At 50.4% G+C, this 3,169-nt stretch carries 3 protein-coding genes and 2 pseudogenes; 4 read left to right on the top strand and 1 reads right to left on the bottom strand.

The genetic code is table 11. The features are described 5' to 3' along the window. Window positions 1–83: 83 nt before the first annotated feature. Window positions 84–485 (top strand): annotated as a pseudogene (locus tag LC354_RS27105) (DUF6946 family protein); the annotation flags it as partial. Between the two features lie 106 nt (window positions 486–591). Here LC354_RS27105 and LC354_RS27100 read toward each other — a convergent pair. Further along, a complete protein-coding gene (locus LC354_RS27100) occupies window positions 592–1,440 on the bottom strand; it encodes an SDR family NAD(P)-dependent oxidoreductase (protein ID WP_223429046.1) in 849 nt (282 codons plus the stop codon). Window positions 1,441–1,747: 307 nt separating this feature from the next. Here LC354_RS27100 and LC354_RS27095 point away from each other — a divergent pair, with 307 nt between their 5' ends. The 3 genes and pseudogenes from LC354_RS27095 to LC354_RS27085 all read left to right on the top strand — a co-directional run. Beyond that, window positions 1,748–2,014 (top strand): hypothetical protein, encoded by a 267-nt coding sequence (locus LC354_RS27095; RefSeq protein WP_223429045.1) that lies wholly within the window; start codon window positions 1,748–1,750, stop codon window positions 2,012–2,014. A 68-nt stretch (window positions 2,015–2,082) separates the two neighbouring features. Then, window positions 2,083–2,277, top strand: a pseudogene (locus LC354_RS27090) (transposase); the annotation flags it as partial. 480 nt (window positions 2,278–2,757) lie between these two features. Beyond that, window positions 2,758–3,169, top strand: a 412-nt coding sequence (locus LC354_RS27085) for a hypothetical protein (RefSeq protein ID WP_223429044.1), incomplete at its 3' end; no start/stop codon positions are given.

Here is a 3,169-nt window from a genome sequence, read left to right as displayed (position 1 = left end):
ACATCACGCAATTTCCTGTCGATGATCAAACTGGCATCCGTCAGGCTGTGGATCGAGTTTTATGAGTCCGCTGCCTAGTAAGAAAACTCAACGAGTTGACGGCGATAGCAGTGGAAGCAAAGGTCAATGAACCGTTTGGACCCACTGTCGGAGAGTGGATGCTGGATGCGAGCGCGGGCAAAGTTGAGCGGATGAACTTCATCTGTGATCTTCTTGGAGTGAGTGCACCGCCACCCGACAAACTACGTTACCAGCTTTTTCATAGAACTGCTGCTGCGATTTTGGAGGCTCAGCGTTTTAAGGCGGACAGAGCTGCAATGATTGTCCAGTCGTTCTCGCAAAATCACCGCTGGTTTGACGACTTCCAAGCCTATGCCAATCTGTTCGGTCTTCAAGCTGAACGTGGTCGCGCTCTGCATTATGAATTGCCATCAGGTATGCAGCTTACTCTAGGATGGGCCGTTGGGTCAGAAGCGTTTATCTAGGCATTCGCACCATCAAGACAGCGCTTCCTTTACCGCAGGTGAAAAACATCTACCCTGAAATGTATGCGAAGATTGCGCCCGCCTGGGCAGAAGCAAAATCAGCGGATTAGCGGTCCTCTTTTCTCTTGGAGAACTTTTCAAAAGAACTGGCCCAATCCTTGTGCCAGCGAGAGAGCGGTGGCCGGTTCTCGATGATGTCGCCCATTGCCCAGGCCATGCGTTTTTCGTCAATGTCCCGACTGACGTCATTGTCCGGACAGATGATATAGAAGTCCCCCTTCTTGAGGCTTTCGATCATAAAATCAGCGGTTTGCTCAGACGTCCAGGCGCTTGCTGGCTTCTCGGTCCTGCCATGGCGCGTCAAATCAGTGAAGACGAAGCCGGGTACAAGGAGATGTGCCGTCACCTCAGATTGGCTCTCTCTCAAATGGTGCTGCAAGGCTTCGGTAAAGACCTTCACGCCTGCCTTTGACACATTGTAGGCCGGGTCGCCGGGCGGTGTTGTTATGCCTTGTTTGGAGCCTGTGTTAATCACAAGGCCCGGTCGCCCGTGTGACATCATCCCTTGAACAAAGGTTTGGCAAAAGTTCAGGACACCGCCAAGATTGACTGACAGCACTTGATCCCAAGTGCCTGTACTGTCGAAAATGTCACTGCCGGGTTGAGTTCCAGCATTGCACATCAACACGTCAACTCCGCCAAAACGTGCAACGATTTCGGTTTCAAGCGCTTGGACTTCCACCAGATCTGAGACATCAACTCGCCGTGTGACGACCGTTGCTGCTCCACTGGCGCGAAGCGAAGCTTCAGCGGATTGAAAGAGCTCTTCGCGTAAATCAACAAGAACAACATTCATACCGGCCTTCGCGAAACGCAGCGCCGAAGCGAGGCCGATGCCAGCTGCTCCACCGGTAACGACCGCGGTGTTGCCGCCTGCAATTGCGTTTATGCCCATTTTCCGATTCCCAATTGGTCAAAAAAGGAGAGCATAAAAGTTCGAGGACAGTCTGTGAAGTGTCTCAGAGGCCCTATCCCACCATTCCAGATAAATGGTTGAAGGGCTGACACTTCGTCAATGAGTTAATCTTGTTGAACGTCACCGAGAACTGACCCGGTATCGTTGGGCACATATGCCACTGAAGTGGAATTTGGCATGATTTCACAAAAAATTGACGAACATTCGAAAGCCAAAAGCCCGTTTCGTTTTTACTTACATGACCGAAAAGCACCTCAGAGGTGCGGAATATAATTGAAAGATTACTATGAAAAATGTTTTGCCATTCATGTTTGTTCTGGCGTTACCAGCATGCACCGCATCCGCGCCAGTTCAAAAGTTTGCGTCGGAAAATTCAATTTCTCTACAATATACCGCGTGGGATAGTGTTCCAACTTTAACGGCCGAGGCGCGCGAAGCCGCAATTCAACACTGCTCGAAGTATGGGAAAGAGGCCAACTACAAAGGTGGAAACGCAGTTAGCCCTTTGAGCTCTGAAGAAATACATCCCCGCATTCCCCAAGTGGATCTCTGATTTCGCTGTCTTGAACGTGATATTTTCTATATATATCATGGCGTTGGTTGCTGCGGAGGATGTGTTTCATGGATCACCCAGAGGGTGCGGGCTTGCAGCGGGCAGATCGTGTGGATTTTGACCCTCGCGTGCGGCTGGAATTCCGGGGCGCTCAGCTCAGTTCGGATGGCGGCCTTCTGGTGATGCGCGAGCTTGATGACGCGCTCGGTCTGTCCAATCTGGCGTCTGCTGCCCTGTGCGATAATCGCCGTGGCAAAAACACGACATCTCTTTGCATGTGAACAAACAAAAACCAATGATAGCATAGTGATAGCCGGGCAGTCTCAAAGGCCTGACCTAGTTTACATAGACATTGATTGATCGGTGATGGAGAATCTATTCTTCATAGTATTCGGTCTTTTAGCCCTGTTCGTAGTGTTGTGGCTTTACATTCTCCTGCCTGCGGGCATGGCAGAGCGGAGAAACCGCAGCCAAGTGATTTGGGTGCTTATCAGCTTGGTCGGGTCACCCTTTCTGGCAGTCCTGTTGCTGCTGGCATTGGGAGACGCAAGGTGATCATCAAAACTCACGGGCACCAACACTCCATTCACTCAGTCTTCGGTGGTGCTCGCACCCCTGAACCTCGTCTCCTGTGCGATTTGTCAACACTTCAATAGATGGTGTCGATTTTCTGCATGTGGCTTGAAGGTGTCGACCTTAAGTATCACTTACAAACCAAACCGCCGTAAAACTGGTCTCGCTCATTGTTTTCACTCCCTGATTGGCTTCGCTCCAAACCAAGACAGATAGACAGTGCGGATCGAGAATCGGAGATCCAAACGGATAGCAGCTTAGTTGCGAAAGTCGGAACCAACATCGACCGCCCCGTCATCAACCTGTACCGCCCCCACATTGTCTCAGGGGAATGCTTGATTGTAACGGGGTATCAGGACTTTCTTTCCTCCCTTTCCATCTTAATGAAAGAGCTGCCCGAACTTAAGAATCCCGAGAGGGAAAATGACATCCGGATTCGGATTTCTTTCGGAATAGACACTGCAAATGCAAAATGGTTGACCAAACCTAAGCCAGTCAAAGAAGAAAGGCTTATCCCGTTTGATCCGGGAGCACATGATGTTGTCCTTCAAGGCTTGATAATCGGCCATGTTCATGTATTGT

This window comes from Tateyamaria pelophila (genome assembly GCF_019966495.1).
In the GTDB taxonomy this organism is placed as follows: Bacteria; Pseudomonadota; Alphaproteobacteria; order Rhodobacterales; family Rhodobacteraceae; genus Tateyamaria; species Tateyamaria pelophila.
Note: the sequence above shows the minus strand (reverse complement) of the source record. Positions and strands in the feature narration are given on the sequence as shown.

Bases quoted from the DNA above. Each gene is read 5' to 3' on its own strand.
- LC354_RS27100 (WP_223429046.1), bottom strand. From the start codon at position 1,440: ATGGGCATAAACGCAATTGCAGGCGGCAACACCGCGGTCGTTACCGGT.
- LC354_RS27095 (WP_223429045.1), top strand. From the start codon at position 1,748: ATGAAAAATGTTTTGCCATTCATGTTTGTTCTGGCGTTACCAGCATGC.